The sequence below is a fragment of the Streptomyces sp. V3I8 genome (assembly GCF_030817535.1).
Lineage (GTDB): Bacteria > Actinomycetota > Actinomycetes > Streptomycetales > Streptomycetaceae > Streptomyces.
The window spans coordinates 1-19,957 of the sequence record NZ_JAUSZL010000004.1; the positions used below are offsets into that span (position 1 = coordinate 1).

13 protein-coding genes are annotated in these 19,957 nt (G+C 71.6%); 6 read left to right on the plus strand and 7 right to left on the minus strand.

The window, feature by feature from the left end:
- Nucleotides 1–514: 514 nt before the first annotated feature.
- Entirely contained in the window at nucleotides 515–3,028 is a 2,514-nt protein-coding gene (locus QFZ75_RS40025) for a DEAD/DEAH box helicase (protein ID WP_307545586.1), read from the plus strand.
- A gap of 587 nt (nucleotides 3,029–3,615) precedes the next feature.
- Here the strand turns inward: QFZ75_RS40025 and QFZ75_RS40030 are convergent.
- The gene (locus QFZ75_RS40030; protein ID WP_307545588.1) at nucleotides 3,616–4,080 is read right to left on the minus strand and encodes a hypothetical protein; all 465 of its coding nucleotides are present in this window, start codon (nucleotides 4,078–4,080) and stop codon (nucleotides 3,616–3,618) included.
- Nucleotides 4,081–4,196: 116 nt separating this feature from the next.
- Between QFZ75_RS40030 and QFZ75_RS40035 the strand changes: the two genes are divergently transcribed.
- Nucleotides 4,197–4,964 (plus strand): alpha/beta fold hydrolase, encoded by a 768-nt coding sequence (locus QFZ75_RS40035; RefSeq protein WP_307545590.1) that lies wholly within the window; start codon nucleotides 4,197–4,199, stop codon nucleotides 4,962–4,964.
- Here the strand turns inward: QFZ75_RS40035 and QFZ75_RS40040 are convergent.
- Genes QFZ75_RS40040 through QFZ75_RS40065 form a run of 6 tightly spaced genes read right to left on the minus strand, consistent with a single transcriptional unit; the run spans nucleotide 4,948 to nucleotide 11,599 of the window.
- A complete protein-coding gene (locus tag QFZ75_RS40040) occupies nucleotides 4,948–6,780 on the minus strand; it encodes a hypothetical protein (protein WP_307545592.1) in 1,833 nt (610 codons plus the stop codon). The genes QFZ75_RS40035 and QFZ75_RS40040 overlap by 17 nt on opposite strands.
- Entirely contained in the window at nucleotides 6,770–7,333 is a 564-nt protein-coding gene (locus tag QFZ75_RS40045) for an SET domain-containing protein-lysine N-methyltransferase (protein ID WP_307545594.1), read from the minus strand. The genes QFZ75_RS40040 and QFZ75_RS40045 overlap by 11 nt, the downstream gene beginning before the upstream one ends.
- Complete coding sequence (locus tag QFZ75_RS40050; RefSeq protein ID WP_307545595.1) at nucleotides 7,334–8,596, minus strand: peptide ligase PGM1-related protein; 1,263 nt, start codon at nucleotides 8,594–8,596, stop codon at nucleotides 7,334–7,336.
- On the minus strand, nucleotides 8,593–9,339 hold the full coding sequence (locus QFZ75_RS40055; protein ID WP_307545597.1) for a class I SAM-dependent methyltransferase: 747 nt from the start codon (nucleotides 9,337–9,339) through the stop codon (nucleotides 8,593–8,595). Before QFZ75_RS40055 ends, QFZ75_RS40050 begins: the two co-directional genes overlap by 4 nt.
- Nucleotides 9,336–10,508 (minus strand): hypothetical protein, encoded by a 1,173-nt coding sequence (locus tag QFZ75_RS40060; protein ID WP_307545599.1) that lies wholly within the window; start codon nucleotides 10,506–10,508, stop codon nucleotides 9,336–9,338. Before QFZ75_RS40060 ends, QFZ75_RS40055 begins: the two co-directional genes overlap by 4 nt.
- Nucleotides 10,505–11,599 carry a lysine-2,3-aminomutase-like protein gene (locus QFZ75_RS40065; RefSeq protein WP_307545601.1) on the minus strand — a complete coding sequence of 365 codons (1,095 nt, stop codon included), beginning with the start codon at nucleotides 11,597–11,599 and terminating at the stop codon, nucleotides 10,505–10,507. The genes QFZ75_RS40060 and QFZ75_RS40065 overlap by 4 nt, the downstream gene beginning before the upstream one ends.
- A 159-nt stretch (nucleotides 11,600–11,758) precedes the next feature.
- On the opposite strand from QFZ75_RS40065, the gene QFZ75_RS40070 reads away from it, so the two are divergent.
- The 4 genes from QFZ75_RS40070 to QFZ75_RS40085 are packed head-to-tail and all read left to right on the plus strand — an operon-like array spanning nucleotide 11,759 to nucleotide 19,948.
- Complete coding sequence (locus QFZ75_RS40070) at nucleotides 11,759–14,743, plus strand: CHAT domain-containing protein (protein ID WP_307545603.1); 2,985 nt, start codon at nucleotides 11,759–11,761, stop codon at nucleotides 14,741–14,743.
- A 43-nt stretch (nucleotides 14,744–14,786) separates the two neighbouring features.
- Nucleotides 14,787–17,492: a helix-turn-helix transcriptional regulator gene (locus QFZ75_RS40075; protein ID WP_307545605.1), complete on the plus strand. Its 2,706-nt coding sequence runs from the start codon at nucleotides 14,787–14,789 to the stop codon at nucleotides 17,490–17,492.
- On the plus strand, nucleotides 17,485–19,125 hold the full coding sequence (locus tag QFZ75_RS40080) for a hypothetical protein (RefSeq protein ID WP_307545607.1): 1,641 nt from the start codon (nucleotides 17,485–17,487) through the stop codon (nucleotides 19,123–19,125). Before QFZ75_RS40075 ends, QFZ75_RS40080 begins: the two co-directional genes overlap by 8 nt.
- A gap of 7 nt (nucleotides 19,126–19,132) precedes the next feature.
- Nucleotides 19,133–19,948: a hypothetical protein gene (locus QFZ75_RS40085; protein WP_307545609.1), complete on the plus strand. Its 816-nt coding sequence runs from the start codon at nucleotides 19,133–19,135 to the stop codon at nucleotides 19,946–19,948.
- Nucleotides 19,949–19,957 lie beyond the last annotated feature (9 nt).

Here is a 19,957-nt window from a genome sequence, read left to right on the forward strand (position 1 = left end):
GCGCGCGGTCTGCTCCGCAGACACGACGCGACGACGCTACGCGTCGTTACCATCGCTTCGCGATGGAGCATTGCGCTCCGCGCAATGCGGCGGAACTCCGTTCCGCCTGCCCGGAATCGCTCCGCGATCCGGGACGGATCCGGCTACGCCGGATCCTCACCCTGTACAGGCCTGCTCCGCAGTCCGGTACAGGGTGCTGCCACGCGCTCCGCACGCGGCCAGAAAAGCGGCTGGCTACGGGAAGGGCGGAGTGGCGCAAACCGCGACGCCGACTGTCCCGTCGGAATCGATCGCTGCCGGACAGGATTCGGACGCTTCCGATCGAAGCGTGTGCGTCACTTTCAAAGCTAGCTTGCTTCTGGGATAATGGCTGAGTACCTCCCCCTCACGGTGGGGTGCACATAAGTCACAGTTGAGGGATTCTGGAATTTCGTCATTTTTAGTCCTGGATGAAATCTGGGATAGCTTCAGACCATCCCTGTTCATACCGAGAATGTGAGGCATTGTGGCTCAGATGGAATTGCGTCCGCATCAGGTTGAGGCGGTCGATAACGTCGTCCGTATTCTCGGTGTGCCGCCCAGTGGCCGTATGCCTCCGGAGGGGTTGAGGACGCAGGTAATCGCCGCTACCGGCTCCGGGAAAACCCTGATCGCTGCGGAGTCCGCGCACCGGCTTTCGGCCCGTCGTGTGCTGGTCCTGGTGCCGACGTTGGATCTGCTGACGCAGATGGCCGGCGCCTGGCGCAGGGCGGGCCGATCGGGGGCGATGGTCGGGGTGTGCTCGCTGCGGGCGGAGGAGAGCCAGGGGCTGCCGTGCACGACGGATCCGGACGAGCTGGTGGCGTGGGTGTCGGGGGTGGAGACGGTCACGGTGTTCGCCACTTATGCGTCGGTCGGGCTCGGCATCCTGCAGCGTGCGCACGCGGCCGGTCTGGGGGTGTGGAGCCTGATGGTCGTGGATGAGGCGCACAGGACCAGTGGGGACGGGTTGAAGCCGTGGGCTGCGGTGCACGATCAGGCGCAGCTGCCTGCCGAGCGGCGGCTGTATATGACGGCGACGGCGCGGGTGTGGGAGGCGGGGGGTGAGCGGCCGCGGTTGGTGGCGTCGATGGAGAGTGACTCTCCTGTTTTTGGTCCGGTGGCGTTTCGTTTGACGTTGTCGGAGGCGGTGGGTCGGGGCATCGTTGCCCCGTACCAGGTGCTGTGCCTGGATATCCGCGATCTGGACCTCTACGCGGCGCTGACGACCGAAGCTACCGGTTCGGACGCGGTGCGCGGGGCGCGGCTGGCGGCCGTGCAGGCCGGGCTGATGCACGCGGCGGTGAAGGAGCGGTTTCGGCGGGTGCTGTCGTTCCACAGCCGGGTGAGCGAGGCCGAGGCCATGGCGGCGTCGGTGCCGGCGGTCGCCGCCCGGCTTGCTGCCGAGGATCCCGAGAGCTACCCGCCCGCGGCCCAGGTCTGGGCGCAGTGGCTGTACGGGGAGCACGCTCCCGGACACCGTCGCGCCGTGCTCGATGAGTTCGCCTCCGACTTTCTTGGAGGGCCCGAATTCAAGGGCGGAAATGTGCGTGCTGAATTGCGTGTGCTTTCTTCGGTTCGTATTCTCGGTGAGGGTGTTGATACCGCAGAATGCGACTCGGTGCTTTTTGCGGATGCGCGCGGTTCGATGGTGGATATTGTGCAGATGGTCGGGCGCGCTCTGCGGTTGAATCCGAATCATGGGAAACTCGCCACGCTGATCGTTCCCGTGTTTCTGGGACCGGATGAGGGTCCGGATGAATTGCTCACTTCGGCGGCTTACGACAGCCTTAGTAAGATCTTGACTGCTCTGCGAGCTCACGATTCAGAGATGATCGACGCCCTCGCGGATCCGCGTGTGCGCAACAGCCGACCGGTCGCTGGCGGCGAGGACGGTCTGCTGGGGGTCGAGAGCGAGGACCAGGGGGGCGTCGACGGGGAGGCGGCGCGGGTGTCGGAGCGGGCGGCGGGGGTGCTGCGGTTCAGTGAGGAGCGCGATCCGGCTCTGCTGACGAGGTTCGTGCAGCTGCGTGTCATCGATCCCGAGGGCGCGTACTGGCGGCGCGGCATCCAGGTCGCCACCCGGTGGCTGCGCGAGACCGGCAACACGGAGCTGCGGGTGCCGTACACCTACGTCACCCCGGAGGACTGGGGAGCAGCCGGCGCCCATCCACTGGGGGTATGGGTGGCAGATGCACGAAAGTACTACGCGGCCGGGACGCTGGAGGCGAAGCGGGTGACCGAGCTGGAGGAGCTCGGCATGGTGTGGTCGGCCCACGCTTCCGCGTGGGACGCCGGCCTTGAGGTCGCCCGCTCGTACGCCGCGGTGCACGGACACTTCCTCCCGCCCACCGGTGCGGTGTGGGGCAGTGGGGCCGACGGTGTCGGGGGCGGGGCCGGGTCAATGGCCATCGGAGTGTGGGCCAAGAACCAGCGCGCAGCAGCCCGCAAGGCCGCGGAGAACGCCGCACGGCGCGCAGCCGGGGAAACGGGCGTCCCCTACGCCGGGGAGCTCTCAGAGGCCCGCCAGGAGGTTCTGGCAGAGGTCGATCCCGGGTGGTGCCCGGCGTGGGACGTCTCGTGGCAGCGGGCGTACCGGCTCGCTCTCGCCCACGCGAAGGCCGGCGGCGCCTTCCCGGCCGGGGCGGGCGAGCTGGTCGTGCAGGGCGAGGACCTCGGAGCGTGGATCACCGCGCAGCGGGCCGGATGGGACGGCCTGGTGGCCGCGCAGCAGTACCTGCTAGAGACGCTCGGCATCGAACCGCCCGAAGAGGGCGAAGTGCTCGTGCCGGTGCGCCGGTCGCAGGATGAACGGTGGAACACCAACCTCGCCGCAGCCCGCCAGTTCCACGCACGCGAAGGGCATCTGCGGCCGGGACGTAAGCATGTCGAGGTCGTAGACGGTGAGCCGATCAAGCTCGGAGCGTTCCTCGACAACAGCCGGCGCCGAGCCGCCAAACTCAGCCCCGGGCGGCGAGCAGCACTCGATGAACTCGGCATGCGCTGGTAGGTGGTTTGGTGCGGTTGAAGGCTGCCCGCACCCGCGATGCGGCGAGCGCGGGCAACTCTGCACGGTGAAGGAACCATCCCCGCAGGCGAGGTGTTCGGCCGACTCGAGGTCGCCAGGACCATCCCCGCAGGCGCGGAGAGCAGCTAAGGCCGACGATCGCGTGCCGGGCCATCGCGGGACCATCCTCGCGGGCCGCAGGCCGCGGGAAGCAGGACGGGCCAGGCACCGGTACGTCCGACTCGGTGGGACCATCCCCACGGGCGCGGGGAGCAGGCTTTCGGCTTCCACCTCGTCGATCCCGTCAAACACCAGCGAGTCCCAGAACGGTGCATCGGTCTGCATGACCAGCACCATCACCGTCTACAACCGACCGCAGCAGCGACCGGCGCACACCTGAGGGAGCGTCAATTGTGCTCGTTGGATGACAAGGCGTACGCGGTCTCACATGAACCGCTTCCTCACAATCGAACATCGAGGTGACGCTCCGCGACTGCTCCCCAAGATCTGTGCCAGAAACCGAATTTGTACGCGGTTCGGGCCTGCTGCCCGCTGTACGAGCCCGGCTTCCGGCTCGGGCCCGCGGTCTGTCAGCCGTGGGTGAGGTCTTGGCGCATACTGTCGCGCAGCGCCGGGAAGACCGCGTACCACTGGTCGCGACGCTGCTGGTAGGCGCCCTCCGCGAAAATTGTGCCGCGTTCTATGGCGTCGCGGAAGTCACGGAGTTCATGGAAGGCGGCGGTCGAGGCGCGCGTGACCGATTCCGGTGCGGTGAGGCCGAGTTGGTAGCGCAGTTCGTAGCAGCCGCTGGAGCGGAAGGTCTCCTTGGCCATCCGGGCCCTTTCCTGCTCCGGCATGTCGTGGCACCAGGCGGTGTCGCGTAGCACGTTGTCAGTGCGGGACAGAGCGGAGAGGTATTCGGCGTACAACTGGCGTTTTACCTCCTGGTGCCTGGTTTGCTCCTCTCGCTGCCACCGCGCGTGGTCCGCGACGAGGTTCGACAGGACGGCGATCACCGCGCCAAGGGTGGTGGTGACGATGAGTGTCCAGCTCATGGCGGAACCAACTCCATTCGCGACAGGGGGCGTTGCGCGCGTTCGAGTGAGGACGCCGGGCCGGGTGACCGCCGGTCGTACCATGGAGTTGGACTCGGCCGGGGCGGGGCGTGCGGATGGGCTTCTTGGCCTACAACGGTGGATCGATCCACTACGAGAGCGTTGGCTCGGGCACTCCCGTGGTACTGATCCACGGGTTCACGTTCGATCACCGCATGTGGCGTCACCAAGTGCGGTCACTCCGCGAGGACTTCAGGGTCGTTACCTACGACTGCCGGGGGTTCGGCCGCTCGTCGACACCGGTCGGCCCGTACAGCCACCACGACGACCTGCGTCACCTGCTCCGCCATCTCGGGATCGCCCGCCCCCATGTGGTCGGCCTGTCGATGGGCGGCCGGATCGCACTGAACCACGCGCTGGCCCGACCGGACGCGCCGCGATCGCTGGTGCTGATCGGCACCGACGTCGGCGGATTCCCGTTCGGCTTCGACTGGGACGCGGGCCTGGCCGGGGTGAGTACGGCCGCCGCAAAGGCCATGTGGCTCCGGCACGGGCTGTTCGACCCGGTCCGCGCCCGTCCGGAGGCGTGGCGGCTGGTACAGGCGATGGTCGACGGCTACTCCGGGTGGCACTGGCGTAACGGAGACATGCGTGTACCTGCGGACACCGGTGCCCTCGCGCGCCTGGCGGAGATCCGTACGCCGGTCGACGTCGCCGTCGGCGCTCTGGATCTTGCGGACTTCCACGAGATCGCCGGCGTCCTGGCGGCGCGGATCCCGCACGCCCGGCACACCGTGCTGCCGGGCGTGGGGCACCTGGCCCCCCTGGAGGACCCGCCAGCGGTGAACGCGCTGCTGCGGCGCGCGTTCACCAGCTGCTCCTGACGTATGGCGCGGCAGCGAACACCTTCCACTCGTCGTCCTCGTACCACCGGCGGTCGAACGCGGTGATCACCGGATACGGGGCCGCGGGGTCCCGGGCTGCGCCGGTGGCGATCGCCCGCCAGAAGGCGTCTATCAGGGCGCTGTAGCGGACCGCCAGCCACAGGTCGGCGCGGACAAACGGTTCATCACTCATCCGGACCACGCGCAGGTCGTGGCTGCCGCGGTAGCCGTTGTCCCCCACTGCCAGGGGCTTCTGCCACAGTTGCGCCGCGGGGGCCCGCAGTGAGTGGCGGACGCCGGCCGCGACATGGCCGCCGTGCCAGAGGTCGGCCGATTCCGCCAGGTCGGGAAGGGTAGGCGGGAAGAAGTAGTGGCGCTGGGAGGGCACGTCGGCGCGGTCGAAATTGCCCGGTACGAAGTGCCAGCGGTTGTACTGCATGCGCTGGGCCACTCGCCACAGCAGCCGGCGCAGATCCGCATCCGGTATCGCGTGCAGCCGTTCGGGGTGGGGCAGCACGCAGCAGAAGAAGTCCGGCTTGCGCAGGGCGAGCGGCCCTGCCGTGTGGTCGGCCATTGCTCCGCCCAGCCGCCGCAGGTCCCGTATGGCGCTGGTCATCCCGTAGTCGGCGTTCAGGTCGCGGACGGCGCTGTGCACGAGGGTGGCCAGCAGCTCCTCCAGCAGCCGGACGCGCCCTCCGGGCGGGCCGGCCAGGACAGTGCCGACCATTCGCGTGACCAGTTCTGGTCCCGGTAGCGGCCCGCCGTGCGGGGCAGGGCTGGCCATGTCCGTCAGGCGTTCAGCGAGCGCGGCGAGTGTCGGCGGCGGCGTGTCGTGGCGGCGCTCTCGGCGGGGCAGCGCGACGACCACCTCCCGCTTGGCGAAGGTCGCGCCGATGATGCGGCGAAAGCGTATCCAGTCGGAGGCGTCGACTTCTGCGGCGAGGTCGCCGACCTCCTTCGCCAGCGGCAGGAAGGGGCGTGCGGGCAGGTCGGCAGGGATCTCCCGGCCCAGGGCGTGGGCGTATCCGCACCAGGTGGACACCAGCCAGGCTCGCAGTGCGGTTGCGCTGAGCCGGCGGCCGTTGAACTCCTCGAACCGGATCGAGCGGCCGGTGGCGAACAGCACGTGGACGGCCATGACGAACAGTCGTTCCTCGGGACTCCAGCACGACAGGGGCCTGTCGGCGAGGTCATCCAACGGACGGTCGCGGTGCAGGGTGCTGGTGCCAGCGTCGGAGCGGGAGAAGACCTGCCGCCCGATATGGACCAGCACGGTTTCGACGTGGTCGGTCCAGTCGGCGGCCTGGCGTACCCGGGCTGGGAGGCTGCCCGCTGCTTCCCAGTGGTGCAGGGCAGTGTCCAGTTGCGCCTGCTGATGGCCTTCCGCGATGCGCCAGGCGAGGTAGGTCTCCTCCGCGCGCTCCCATACGGGCGCGGGCAGCGGCAGCCGGGCGATCACGTCGCCGGTGTCCGGGGACGCCTTCTCGGGAAGGTCGAGCAGCGACAGCCTGCCTTGCGGCGAGTAGGCGACGAGCAGTTCACGCCGGCGCGAGGCGTCGGAGCGGGCGCCCTCGTTCGGGGCCGGTGGGCGCAGCCGCAGGGCCTCGTCGCCGATGATCTGCTCCAAGACGGAGCGTTCCATGACGGTGAGGCTCTCAACGGCGTCGCCGTAGGGCACCCGCCCGCCCAGCGTGAGCAGCCCGAGCAGCGTTACATAGGCCGGCCGGTCGGCGAGCACTCCCAGCCGCGCGCGGGCGAAGAGGTCGCGGGCTGACGTGCCGGGGCAGGCTGCCGCGTGAAAGGAGTCAGTGCACACGTATCCTCCCCATCGTCCGCGGCCGGCCGTTGACGTCGCCCGCCCGTACCGTCGTCTCCTGCGGGACCAGTGCAGCCGCCTCCAGGGCTGGCCGTATCCGGGCACTCCAGGTCCGGCTCAGTTCAGCCGAGGGTGCTTTGGCGCCGGCCTCCACCGTGCCGACGCAGCAGTCGGCGGCGCAGCGGCATGGGAAGTTCCACGCGCCGTCGTACCGGAATGTGCGGTAGTCGCAGGTCACTTCCTCGCCGCATCGGATGTCCCGCACGGCGATACCCACAGCGAGGCCCAGGTCGAGCACCGAGGCCTCGCAGGAGTGGTTGAGCAGGTACGCGCCGCGGCAGGGCGCGATGAGGCTGCCGTCGGCCCGCCGGTAGCCGTACTCTGCGAGCCAGTCGGTCACGGGGGCCGGTGTCTCCCGCTGCCGGCCGAAGGGGACGACCGGGCACTTGGGGCAGGGCCACCACAGGGCGGTGCCCTTGGGGATGTCACGTAGCGCGAAGACGCCGGCGCCGTCGATCGTGCTGAAACCGGGGTGCAGGGCAGAGTGCAGCACTTAGACCAACTCCAGCAGTCCGGCGAGCTCCCGCTCGGCATCGGCGACGGACCGAGCATCGGTGCCCAGGACGAAGTAGCGCCACTTGCCGTCCGTCCGGAGGGTGTCCACCGGGAGCACGACCCTGGCGTCGGCGGCCGGGTCGGCGAGGCCGGTCCGTTCGAGGGCGGCGACCGCGGCGGCGAAGTCCAGGCGCCGGATGCCGTGGCGGACGTCTGCGCGCCAGTGCGCCGGGCGGTGGCCCGGTGCGGGCGATGGCCGCAGGCGGCGGGCGAGTTCTTCGAGGTAGGTTCCCCCGGTCCTGCGGACGTTGGCCTCGGTGACGACGTAACCGCCGTCGAAGACACCGCAGTCAACGTCGAAGATGCCGCGGTAGCCGCGGGCGTGCAGCCACCTGCCGATCCGCCGGGTGGCCTCGGTCAACGTGCCCAGCAGCGGGCCGGAGGCGGCCGGTGTGCTCATGCCTTTCCAGGCGTTGTCCACGCTGCGCTGCTCGCAGCTGTAGAACTCGGCGACCCCGTGTTCCCCCACGCTCATCTCCACGCTGGGCATGCTGGTGAAGGGCAGGAACTCCTCGTACGTCCAGCCGCAGCGCGGTGCCCCGTGGGCCGCGACCTGCCGCTGTACCTGTTGCTCTGGTGTCCCGTCCCTGTCGGCGCGCACGATGAAGGTGCCGTGTCCGTTGGACGAGCGGTCGACCTTGACGATCGCGGCCCGGTGGCCGACGAGGAAGTCTGTGAGGGCGGCCACCAGTGCTCGCGGGCCGTCTGCGTGACCGCCGTCGGCGACGGGCAGGCCGAGGCCTGCTGCGATCTGCCGGAAGCCGTGCTTGGTGTTGGCGCGGCGCACGGCCGCCAGTGTCACGTCGTTGGGGACGGTGTCATACGGCTCCAGGCGCATGCCGGTGGCGCGGGCGAAGCGGGTCGTCCGCGCGTCCGCGACGAAGGGCGCAAGGACCGGGGAGGCGGTGACCCGGGCGGTCGCCCCGAGTTCCGCGACGACGTCGAGGGCGTGGACGCCGCGGATCGTGTCCGGGGCGACGACGTCCACCTGGCCGACGTCGAGGCCGAGGGTGCGGGCGACGTAGTCGCGGAAGTGCGGTGCGCAGGGCGCCAGGGCCACGACGCAGTCGCCAGGGGACGCCAGCCACAGTTTGCGCGGCGTGACGGCAGCCATCGCCCGTGCATAGGCGGGTGGCGCCGCGTCGATCATGACGTCGTTGACGACGTTGGCGAGAAGGGTCCGGCCGGGCGACGGCGTCATCGGGCGCCCCTGTCCCGGTGCCTGCCGGTCGCGGCGATCACCATGTGCCCGGCGAGCGCCCAGCACAAGTCGGTGTCGTCGAATCCGGCCTCGTCGAGCCAGCGCAGGTGCTGCGCCAGGGTGGCGGGCTTGTCGACCAGGTCGGGGTAGCGGAAGGTGTTCCACCGGGAGTCGCGGAAGGCGCCGGCGGCGGACGGGTCGCCGGGGGGCGCGGCCGCCTGCTGGTCGACCTCGTCGTCCCAGCGGCACGCCGTCCACGCTGCCGCGGCCGCAGTGGCGGGCCGAACCAGGTCGGCCAGGACCAGCCGGCCGCCCGCCACCAGCATGGTGTGCAGGTCGCGGTAGAGCTGCGGCTTGCCATCGTCGTCGAGGTGGTGGACGGTCAGCGACGACACGATCGCCGCGTACGTTCCGTGCCGCCAGCTGCGGTCCTGCAGGGACGCCTTGACGAGCCGGGCCCGGTCGCCGAAGGGGGCGAGCCGTTCGGCGGCGGCGGCCAGCATCGTGTCGGACCCGTCGAGGCCCGTCACGCGTGCCTCGGGGTGGTTCTGCAGCAGGGCGGCAGTCAGCCTGCCCTCGCCGCAGCCGAGGTCGAGGAGGTGCGGGGCATCGCGGTCGGGGAGCGGTGCGACGAGGCCGCAGACGGTGTCGATCTGCTCGGCGCGGCGGGGGACGAACACGTCGCCGTAGCGCAGGAAGAGCTGGTCGTCGGATTCGTCCCACCTCTGGGGTGCGGTGGTCATGCTTCCTCCGGTGAGTCGAGGATTTCCTGGCGACGCAGCCAGGCGGCGAGGGCCCGGCAGGACGCGGGCACGGTGTGGGCGGCGGGGCCGGGGCAGGTCGCCCGGGCGAGCCAGTCGCGGACGTCGGGCCCGTCGTGCGCGGTGGCCACCGCGCCGAGCGCGGCGACCAGCAAGTGCCCGCCGCCGACCGGCGTCCACAGCACCGGTGCCGCGCTGCGGCAGGTGAGCGGGCCAGCCGAACGAAGGCGGGCGGCGGGCGGTCGGGCCGGCGCCGGGCACATGCCGAGCGCGGACAGCCGGGCGAGCAGGTCGGCGGGACCGCCGTGGCCGCCTGTGTGGTGGCGGTACGCGGCGAGCCAGGGTGCGGGCACTTCGCCGTGCAGGTGCTCGCCCCACAGCCGCAGGGAACCGGCTTTGCCCGTCCGCTCGTACGCGGCGAGGTTGAGGGCCAGGGCGGGTCCGTGCGTCTCGCCAACGTGCCAGGTGCCGGCCGGCCAGGTGAAGCCGCCGCCCGCGTGGGCCGTCAAGGTCGTCGCGTCGGCCCGGGCCGACGCCGGGTCGAGGCCAGGCAGGTATTCCTCGGGCGTGCCGGCGCCGGGCGCGGTGTCGGCACGCACCGGAGTGGTGCCGGGCGGCCGGAGCGGGTCCGGCCACAGGTGCATGCTCTTGGCGCCCGCCAGGACGAGGTGGACGTTGGCGCAGCGCTCGCGGTGGATGCCGCCGGGCGTGGAGGGGTAGTCGCCGAGGAAGACCTCGGCCTCGACAGGGCCGCCGGGCATGCCAAGCGCCGCGAGGCGGGGGGCGAGTGCGCCCACCAGAGCATGGAAGATCGGGCGGTGGTGGCGCTGCACGTCCCGCGCGTAGGCGAGGCAGCCGCCGTCCGCGGCGCTCCGGCCGAGGGTGGCGAGCCAGTGCCACGGGCCGGTCTCGGCTGCGGCGCCGTGGTGCGGCCACCGTGCCGGTGACGTCTCGGGTGCGCCGGCGAGCAGGAGCTTGGCCTGCTGCCGGGACGGGTGTGCGGCCTCGTCGGTGAAGGCGGCGCGGGCCGCCTGCCACGCGGCCGCGACGGTGAGGCCGGGGATCGTCCAGCGGACCGGGGAACAGTGAGGTCCCTCGCGCTCCACCAGCAGGCCGCCCACCCGGTCGGGCCGGGCCGGGGGCGCGCTCACACGGCATCACCGGAGGGCTCGCCTGCGGTGGTGCGAGGGCTGAGGGACTCAACGGTCGGCGGGTAGATGTGCTGGTCTCCGCGCGGGTCGGTCACCAGGTATCCGTCGGGGTGCTCGTCGAGGTAGCCGCGACCGATGGGTACCTTGCCGTGCCCGCCGGGGATGTCCAGCACGTACGTCGGCTGGCACAGCCCGGACACCGCCCCGCGCAGGGTGCTCGTCAGCTCTTGGCCGGCCGCCACGGTGGTGCGGAAGTGGCTGGTTCCCGGGGCGAGGTCGCCGTGATGCAGGTAGTACGGCTTGACCCGGTGCCGTACCAGGGTGCGGAAGAGGTCCTCCAGCGCTTGCGCCGTGTCGTTGACGCCCTTGAGCAGGACGCTCTGGCTGAGCAGGGGGAAGCCCCGGTCGGTCAGGCGGTGGAGGGCCGACAGAGCACCCTCGCCGAGCTCCTGGCGGTGGTTGCAGTGGATGACGGTCCACACCGGGGTGTCCGCGGTCAGGGCGTCCAGCAGCTCGTCGGTGATGCGTTCGGGTGCGACCACCGGTACGCGCGTGTGGACGCGGACCACCCCGACGTGCGCGATGGCGTCGAGTTCGGCGACGATGCGGCGCAGCCGGGCCGGGGAGAGCATGAGCGGGTCTCCGCCGGTGAGGATGACCTCCCAGATCTGCGGGTCGTCCCTGATGTACCCGAGCGCCCGGCTCAGGTCCCCTTCCCCGAGGACGCCGTGCCCGGGACCCACCATCTCGCGCCGGAAGCAGAACCGGCAGTACACCGGGCACAGATGCAGTGGCTTGAGCAGTACCCGGTCGGGATAGCGGTGGGTGATCCCGGGCAGCGGCGTGAAAGGGCCATCGCCGATGGGATCGTCGCGCTCGTGCGGTTGCGTCTCCAACTCCCGCGGGTCGGGCACGAACTGCCGGGCGACCGGGTCGTCCGCGCCGCCGGTGATCTGCTCCCGCATGGTCGCCGTCACGCTGATCGCGTATCGGCTCGCGACCCGCTCGATCCCCGCCCGCTCGTCCTGTGCCGCCAACCCCGCCTGGACCAGGCCCTTCACGGTCCGGGTGGTACGTCGTTCGTCACGCATGGGATGACCTCCTGGACGAAAGGAACGTCGAGCCGGTACGCCACGAGGCAACCCCACGGCGCCGGGGCGCCGGAAGCGGTGACGGTAAAGGCCGGACAAGGTCGGACAGCCACGTCACACTCGGACGGCTAAGGTGAATCGGTAAGGAATGGGGGCTCATTGACCGGGAACGAAGGGGCGCAGACCGGCCCCGAACTGCGCCGGCGCGCACGTGAACTAGCCGCCACCGCGATCCGCGAGCGGCAGGTCGAACCGCTGACGGAAGCCGCGGCGCTGCTGATGCAGGCCGCCGCAGCCGACCCAGAGCAGCGCGGACGCTACGTGTCCGACCTCGGGGTCGTGCTGACCCACCACTTCGAGCTGACCGGTGTCCTCGGCGCCCTGCAGGGGGCACTGGACGCGCATCGCGCGGCAGTCAGGGAGAGTCCCGATAGTACGGTCGCGCTGTCCAACCTCGGCCTGTGCCTGACCCATTGGTTCGAACAGACGGGCGAGGTCGAGCGGCTCGGTGAAGCAGTGGACGTGCTGCGCCTGGCGGCGGGCAAGATCGACGAGGACAACTCCCACTACCCCGCGCACCAGTCCAACCTGGGCCTGGCGCTGACCCGCTGGAGCGAGCGCACGGAAGACGCCGACGCGGCGCTTGAGGCGGTAGCAGCCCACACCGCGGCCATCAAGGCTGGCCGCAGCACGCCCGCAGACGCCGCGGCACGGCTGGCGAACCTCGGCATGGCGCTGATGGTGCTCTACCGCGCCACCGGCGACCGGCCGCAGCTCACTGCGGCGGTAGAGGCCTACCGCAACGCGGTCAGGACCGTGCCGCCGGGCGACGCCAACGCACCAGGCTGCTACGCCGGTCTGGGTGACGCACTGTCGGCCACAGCCGACGCGGACGGCGACATCACGCTCTGCCTCGACGCGATCGAAGAGCTGCGGACGGTGGTCGAGGGGTTGCAGGACCACGACCCGGACGCGCCACTGTTCCTCAACCAGTTCGCCACGGCGCTGCGGGCCATCTTCACCAGGACCGGCGACACGCGCGCGCTGGACGAAGCCATCCAATGCCGGCGCGCGGCGCTCACCCGTACCCCTATCGGCCATCCCCACCGGCTGTTTTTGGCCTCCAACCTGGCGACGACGCTGCGTGCCCGCTTCGAGTACACCAAGGATCTCGCGGTGCTGCGCGAGGCCGTCACGCTGCTGGAGGGAGTGCTGGAGGACGCCGACGACGACCTTCCTGAACGGGTCAAGTGGGAAGCCGATCTCGGCAACTGTCTCTCCCGGCTCGGGGAGCACGAGCGGGACGTCGACCTCCTGGACCGGGCCGCGGCGGCCCTGCGAAACGCCGCTGGAAGCGTTTGCGCGCCGCACCCGGACATGGCGCTGCACGAGGCGAACCTGGGCGCGGCGCTGATCGGCCGGATCGAGATCGAGTGGGACCCGCATCTGCAGGAGGAAGCCGTCGAAGTGCTGAACCGCTCGCTGGAAAGGCCCGGCGGTGAGGACAGCCTGCACGCGAACGTCCACTTCAGCCTGGGGCTCGCCCACCGGGCGCGGTTCATCCGCGAGGGGGCGTCCGACGCATACCGCGACGCCGTAGGCGCCTTCACCGCCGCACAGGGGCCGGCGGCGCCCGGACGCACCCGGGCCGACGCCGCCCAGCACCTCGGCCGCCTCCACATGCTGGCCCGTGACTTCGACGCGGGACTCGCGGCCCTGTCCACAGCCCTGGAGCTGCTCGACCTGGTCGCCTGGCAGGGCCTGGAGCGAGACGACCAGGAAAGGCACCTGGTCCCTTTCACCGGGCTCGGCAGCGCCGCGGCGGCCTGCGCACTCGAAATCAGCGATCCGGAGCGGGCGCTGGCGGTCCTGGAGCAGGGCCGCGGGGTCCTGCTCGGCCAGACGCTGGCCGTGCGCACCGACCATGATGAGCTGCGGGCGCGCGAACCCGCCCTCGCCGCCGAACTCGCCGCATTACACGCCGAGATCGAGTCAGCCACGCAGCAACGCCAGCGCCGGGCGGTGCGGCGGGACAACCTGCTCGACCGCATCCGCAGCTGCCCCTGCTTCGAGCGCTTCCTGCTCGCGCCGGACCCCGCCGCCCTGCGCCCGCCCGCCGGCTCGGGGCCGGTGGTGACCCTGAACGTGTCCCTGCTGCGCTGCGACGCGCTGGTGACCACCGAACGGGGCACCGAGGCCGTCCCATTGCCCGGCCTGACCGCGGGGGACGCCGCCGAGCGCGCTGGCGCCTTCGTCAGCGCGGTCAACGCCAACGCCTGGGGCACCAACGACACCGTACGAGAGGTACTGGCCTGGCTGTGGGAGGCGGTGACCGAGCCGGTGTTCACCCACCTCGGCCTGCCGGCCTCCGACAGCCGGACGTTGCCGCATCTGTGGTGGGTGCCGACCGGGCCGCTGAGCGTCCTGCCCGTGCACGCCGCCGGCCTGCACACAGCGCCGGACGGCGACCGCCACAGCGCCCTGCACCGGGTGGCCAGCTCCTACGCGCCCACCCTCAGCTTCCTGCGCCATGTACGCGACCGGCCTGCCGGCCCGGACCAGGAATCCGCGCTCGTCGTCGCCATGGGCGGCGACACCGCCCCGCTGGCCATGGCGGAGGTGGAGGCGGACCTGGTGGCGGCCGATCTGGCGGCGGACTACCCGGGCCGAGTTGTCCATCTGGTCGGCGGGCAGGCCACGCGGCAGGCGGTGCTGGAGGGCCTGTCGTCCTCCGGCTGGGCGCACTTCGCCTGCCACTGCGTCAGCGACACCGAACGCCCCTCGGACAGCTGCCTGCGATTGTCCGACGGCGATCTACGGGTGCGGGACATCGCGGCGCTGCAACTCGCCGCCGGGGGCGTCGTGTACCTGTCGGCGTGCACGACAGCGCTGAGCGGTGGGCGGCTGCCCGATGAGACGATCCACATCTCCTCGGCGTTCCAGCTCGCCGGCTTCTCCACCGCCATCGGCACGCTCTGGCGCGTCCCCGACCTGGCCTCGCAGGAGACGGCACGCATCACCTACACCGCGCTGGCCCACCACCCGCCGGCCCGCGCGGTCAACCTTGCCGCCCGCGAAATGAGGCAGAACTATCTGAGGAACCCTTACGAATGGGCCGCGTTCGTCCACAGCGGGCCCGTCTGAGAGCCGTGCGCACTGCGGCCCCCGCCGCCACGAGGAGGCAGTCATGACCGACCGCCGCGGACCAGAGGACCCGACGCGTCCGGACCCGCGCCGCGTCGCGACCCGGCAGGACTTCGGCCGCGAACTGACGCTCACCCGCCAGGCCTCCGGGCTGAGCGTACGGCAGGTGGCCAAAGCGGCGGGCGTCCCCGTGAGCACCCTCGGCGGCTACTTCGCGGGCACCCACTTGCCCGCACTCCAACCACCCGACCTGCTGGACCGCATCCTGGTAGCGGCGAAGGTGACCGACCCCGCCGCCCTGGAGGACTGGCGGCGGGCGTATTGGCGGGTCCGGCACGGAGCAAGCCGCGCCCCGGCGGCCGAACCGCAGGCCCCCGACCGCGCCCCGCTGTACACGGCCGCAGGCGTGACGCCGGTGGCGGTGTCGATCCGGCCGCCGCTGGAGAGGCTCGGCGGCGAGCCGTCCGTACGCGGCCGAGACCGACTACTGGACGCACTGGCCCGGGCAGCCCTGACGTCCGGCCACGCCCATGAGGCGCCGCGGATCCATGTGCTGCACGGGCTCGGCGGGTGCGGCAAGAGCACCGTAGCCCTCGCCGCGGTCCGCCACGCCACCGCTTCCGGGATCCGCACCTGGTGGATACCGGCGGAGGACGCCGCCACGGTCACGGCGGGCATGCTCGCCCTCGCCGTCGAACTGGGCGCCTCACCCGACCGCTTACGGGTGGGCAGCCTGCCCGACATCGTGTGGAGGCTGCTGGACGAGCTGGACGAGCCGTGGCTGCTGGTGATGGACGACGTGGACGACCCGACTGCGGCACTGGCTGTCACCGGCAGCGGACTCACCGACGGCGCCGGGTGGCTGCGGCCGGCCCGCCGCACCACCGGAACCCTCCTGCTGACCACCCGCGATGGCAGCGCAACCACATGGGGCAGGCGGCGACCGGACTGGCTGCGGCTGCACCGGATAGGCGTCCTCGCCCCCGAGTACGGCGCCGACGTCCTGCTCGAACTCGCTGGCCCGCGCGCCGGCGACCCGGCCGAGGCGCGGGCGCTGTCGGCCCGGCTCGGCGGGCTGCCGCTGGCGCTCGCCTTCGCCGGCCGCTACCTCGCCGAGTCCCAGGACATCCCACCGGGCCTCGCCTCGCCCGGCCTCCCCCGAGACTTCCACGGCTACCGCGAGGCCCTCAACCGCGGCCTGCACGACGAGCTGTTCGCACTGCCGCCCGACGGCGCCCCCGCGGCCCGACGCGCCCACGCCGCCGTCGGCCGCGCCTGGGAACTGTCCCTCGATCTGCTGGCCGAGCGGGGTTTCGCGGGAGCACGCCCCCTGCTGCAGACCCTCTCCTGCCTGGGCCAGGCCCCCATCCCCTACGAACTGCTGCTGCGTGCCGACCTGCTGGCAGCCGCCCCACCGTTCGCGGGTGTCCAGGCCAGGGGCATCTGGGACTCGCTGCGCGCTCTGGACGGTCTCGGGCTGGTCACCCTGTCGCACTCCGGCACGGCGCAGACCCTCACGCTGCACCCCCTCGTACGGGACATGTCGCGCCGCCACCCGCAGGTGCTGGGACACCTCGACGACTACCTGGCGCTCACGACAGCGCTGCTGACGCCGGTGGTGGAGGGCGCCGACCCCAAGGCGCCAAGTACGTGGGAGCGGTGGCGGCTGCTGGCCGACCACTGCGCGGCGCCGCTGGACCTCATCGGCGACCGGCCCGGCGAGACCCCCGTACCCTTCCCCGCCGCACTGCGGTTGGCGAACCGCGCGGCGAACTACCTACGGGCCGCGGGGCACTTGGCCCAGGCCGAGGCCGCCGGGCTGCGGTCACTCGCCGCGACCCGGCACCGGCTGCCTGACGGCCACCCGCTAGTACTCGGCATCCGGCACGATCTGGCCAGGACGGCATACGATCAAGGGCGGCTGGCGGCAGCGGACACACTCTTCCGCGAGGTACTAGCCAGTCGGCTCGCCGTCCTGGGCCCGGAGCACCCCGACACCCTCACCACCCAGCACTACCTGGCCAGAACACTGCGCAACCGCGGCCTGCTCGACGAGGCGGAGGCCCTCTTCGCCGCCACCCTGCGGGCCAGGACCGCGCTCCTGGGCGAACGCCACCCCGACACACTGACCAGCAGGAACGGCGTGGCGGACATGCTGCGTGCCCGAGACCGCTTCGCCGAGGCCCTGACCGCGTACAAAAGCGTCCTCGCCCTGCGCACGCAGGTGCTGGGCGAACGGCACCCGGCGACGCTGGTGACCGGGCAGTACCTCGCCGAGGTGCGCCAGGAACTCGACCAGCCCGGCGCCACCGAGGCGGAGCTGCGCCGGCTGGCCGCCATCAACCAGGAGGTGCGCGGCGCCGACCACCCCCGCACCCTGGCCGTACGGCAGTCCTTGGTAGAGGCCCTGCACGACACAGGTCGCGCGTCCGAAGCGCAGGCGTTGGCGCTTCCGCTCGTGGCCGCCTGCCGTCGGCTGCTCGGCGAAGCGCACCCAGCGACGCTGCGCGCCCGCTACCGCCTGGCGCTCCTGTGCTCGGATCTCGGCGCGAGCGACGACGCCGAGCGGGAGCTGCAGGCGGTGGTGATCGACCGCCAGCGCGTCCTCGGACCGCACCACCCGCACACCCGCATGTCCCAGGCCACTCTCGCCGCCATCCGCCAGCAAGCGGAGGGGCGAGCCAGCGCCGGGCGAGGCGACCACACCCACCCTCACAGCGATCGGCGGACCGACAGCACCCATGTATGACAACGTCGACGAAGATCTCGCGCAGGGCATCGGCCCGGCCGCAGCCCAGGCTCTCAGCGAATACGCGGCGCTCCACCACCGCCACTACCGCCTCGTCCGCTGGCTAGTCAATGGCCGCAGCCGGGCACCGGTGGCGGTGGTGCGAGAGACCGACCGACACGAGGACAAGACAACCAAGCTGATCCTCAAAGTGCCCGCACAAGACGGCGAGAAACTGCGCCTCAACGAGTTCGCCCGCCACCGCGCTGCCATCAAGCAGGCCCCAGCCTTCGCCGCCGCGCACCTGTCGAAGACCGCACACCCCCCGATCCGGGTCGGTGACGGCTCGTGGATCACGTTCCAGCGAGTAGCTGGCCGCACCCTAGAGGACACCGAGGTGCTCACCGTCCTGCTCTTCCGGATGCTGGACCGGTCGAGCACGGCGGAGTCCGGCCCCGAGCCGGTGAGCTGCGACTCCCCCACGTTCACCAATGCCTGCGCCACCGTCGTCGCCGGAGTCCTCGGCGAGTGGGCCGAGCACCCCGACATGGACGAGCACGCGCCCATGATGTCAGTGGCGGATTTCCTGACGCTGCATCTGGCAGGCCAGTTCGAGCCCGGCGGCCGGCTCCACCCATATGCGCAGCTCCACCAGGGCGACATGCTGCACAGCGAGCCCGACGGGCGTCCCCTGCCCAACCCACTGGCCATCGCACAGGGCCGCTGCTTTTCCGACGTGGGACTGATCCAACCGCTGCTCGGCAAGACACACGGCGACCTGCACACCGACAACGCGCTGATCCGCGTAAGGCCCGCAATCGACAGTCGCGACTACCACCTGATCGACAACGCGCTATACGAGGAGCGCGGCCCACTCACCCGCGACCCCGTGCATCTGCTCTTCTACATCGTGGCCCGCACCATGGACGAGCTGTCACTCCCCCAGCAAAACGCACTCATCGACCTGCTGATCGCCCCGAGCAGCGGCCCCGGACACCGGCTGCCCGGCTGGCTCACCGACGTCGTCAAGGCGGTCGACGCCGCCTGCCTGGCATGGGTCGAAGACTCGGGGCTGGCGCCCGAGTGGCGTGCGCAGACTCTGCTGTCGCTGCTGGCGTGCGCGCTGATGTTCGTCGGGCGCAAGTCCATCCGCGAGGAGGACCGGAAGTGGTTTCTGCGGCTGGCTGGCCGCGCCGCAGAACGCTTCCAGCAGCTCAACCCCGCTGTCAGCCGCGACCCGGCCCAGACCGCTCCGGACCCGGCCTTGGCCGCCGGGCGGACCGGCTGGATCGGCCGCATGTGCCGCGACCTGCCAGAAGTCGCGGCGGTCGTTTCGCGTGCATCCGCTCGGGACAGGAGCCGGGAGAACGGCGCCGCGACGCTCGCCGACCAGGTCGAGGACCTGCGCACCGCCGCGCTTGGCGGCCTGGACCGCGCCGCGGACTACCGGGACCTCACCCGCCACATCGGTGGCCCCGACGACGACACCCGCTTCGGCACCGAAGGGCGTGACGGCACGCCGGTCACCGACGAGTGGTACGTGTGCCCTATGGACCTGTGCGACCGACGCGACGGCCGCGAGCCCGGCGAACCCCTGCCGGTCTGCCACCTGTCCCGAACCCAGCCGCAACGGCTGAAGCCCGAGCGCCGGTGAGCCGGCGATGCCCTTCTACGACCTCGACGACAACCGGTGGCCCGCGTTCCTAAGCTCGGGTGCGGCTTTGTGGGCGCTGGCCGCGGTGATCGCCGACCGCGCGGGCCTGGGCGGCCGGTGGTTCGGTACGCAGCTGTGGACGGCAGGCGGCCGAGCCTGGCCCACCGCCGGTCTGCAACTGGCCGGGGCGGTGGCGCTGGCCAGTCTGATGAGCGAGCCGCTGAGCGGATGGCTGGGCGAGCTCTGGCTCGGCCGCCGGCTCCGCGCGGCGCTGGGGCCGCTGCTCAAGCGCCGCCGCCGGCGGTGGGCTGCCGCGCACGCCGCCGGGAAGTCGGGCGGCAGCCCGCAGCACCGGCTGCACCACATCGCCCTGCGCAATCGCATCGCGCTGGCCCCGCCGCAGTCCGCGACCTGGATGGGCGACCGCGTCCAGGCGCTGGAGACCCGGGTATTCAGCGAGTATGGGCTGGACTTCCCCTCCGCCTGGCCGGGGCTGTGGCTGGTCGTCCCCGAGCCGTGCCGCGCCGAACTGCGCAGCGCGGCCACGGCATGGCGGCGGGCCACCCGCCGGGGCGCCTGGGCGCTGCTCTACGGAGTGCTCACGGTGGCGTGGTGGCCGCTGCTGCTGGTCGCGGGGATGGCACTGGTGTCGGCGCTGCGCTCGGCCCGCAGGGCGATGGAGGCGCTCACCGACCTCGCCGAGGCGGCCGTCGACCTCCACGCGCGCGACCTGGCGGGGCAGTTGGGCATTGACACGGCGGACGGACAGGTCGATCCGCCGACCGGGCGCCTTGTCACCATACGGCTGCGCAAGGGCGTGTGAGGCGCCCGC

Bases quoted from the DNA above. Each gene is read 5' to 3' on its own strand.
- QFZ75_RS40035 (WP_307545590.1), top strand. From the start codon at position 4,197: ATGGGCTTCTTGGCCTACAACGGTGGATCGATCCACTACGAGAGCGTT.
- QFZ75_RS40075 (WP_307545605.1), top strand. From the start codon at position 14,787: ATGACCGACCGCCGCGGACCAGAGGACCCGACGCGTCCGGACCCGCGC.
- QFZ75_RS40055 (WP_307545597.1), bottom strand. From the start codon at position 9,339: ATGACCACCGCACCCCAGAGGTGGGACGAATCCGACGACCAGCTCTTC.
- QFZ75_RS40030 (WP_307545588.1), bottom strand. From the start codon at position 4,080: ATGAGCTGGACACTCATCGTCACCACCACCCTTGGCGCGGTGATCGCC.
- QFZ75_RS40085 (WP_307545609.1), top strand. From the start codon at position 19,133: ATGCCCTTCTACGACCTCGACGACAACCGGTGGCCCGCGTTCCTAAGC.
- QFZ75_RS40065 (WP_307545601.1), bottom strand. From the start codon at position 11,599: ATGCGTGACGAACGACGTACCACCCGGACCGTGAAGGGCCTGGTCCAG.
- QFZ75_RS40080 (WP_307545607.1), top strand. From the start codon at position 17,485: ATGTATGACAACGTCGACGAAGATCTCGCGCAGGGCATCGGCCCGGCC.
- QFZ75_RS40025 (WP_307545586.1), top strand. From the start codon at position 515: ATGGAATTGCGTCCGCATCAGGTTGAGGCGGTCGATAACGTCGTCCGT.
- QFZ75_RS40050 (WP_307545595.1), bottom strand. From the start codon at position 8,596: ATGACGCCGTCGCCCGGCCGGACCCTTCTCGCCAACGTCGTCAACGAC.